Origin of the sequence: Liquorilactobacillus sicerae (assembly GCF_029916425.1) — a bacterium.
Classification (GTDB): Bacteria; Bacillota; Bacilli; order Lactobacillales; family Lactobacillaceae; genus Liquorilactobacillus; species Liquorilactobacillus sicerae.
The window spans coordinates 1-623 of sequence record NZ_JAHAVQ010000097.1 but is presented as its reverse complement, the minus strand read 5'-3'; the positions used below and the strand labels follow the sequence as shown (position 1 = coordinate 623).

The following is a 623-nucleotide window of genomic DNA, read 5'->3' as shown; positions in this document are numbered from 1 at the left end:
ATACACGAGCTTTAATGAAATCCGGAGCTAATGTACTTGTTGTCAGCCATAGCGAAAGAGGTTGGAAAGAAACAAGCGATTTAGTTAAAAATACCGGCCAAAAAATTGAATTTTTGAAAAAGGATATTACCGATCAGAATGCTCCAAAAGAGATTGTTGCAAAAGCAAAGGAAACATTTGGTCATATAGATATTTTGATTAATAATGCCGGATTGCAAAGACGAAATAAATGGCAGGAATTTGAGGACGAGGATTGGCAGGCGGTAATCAATTTAAACTTGAACGCATTATATTTTTTGTCGCATGCCGTTGCCAAAACAATGGCCGAACAAAAATCAGGCAAAATTATTAATATTGCCTCGATGCAGTCCTATCGTGCCGGCAAATTTATTTTTCCATATACCGCCAGTAAACATGGAGTGGTTGGTTTAACAAAAGCTTATGCAGATGCATTGGCAACGGAAAATATTCAAGTCAATGCGCTGGCTCCCGGATATATCAACACACCGATGACGCAGGCATTGCGTGACGATAAAGAACGAAATACGGAAATCCTCAACCATATTCCGGCTGATCATTGGGCTGATCCATCAGAACTGATGGGGGCAATAGTTTTCTTGTCC

Annotated in this window: 1 protein-coding gene; it reads left to right on the top strand. The window is 39.8% G+C overall.

Features of this window, described 5'->3' with window-relative positions; genetic code table 11:
* On the top strand, window positions 1–623 hold a 623-nt coding region (locus KH893_RS11425; protein ID WP_281166229.1), incomplete at both ends, for an SDR family NAD(P)-dependent oxidoreductase.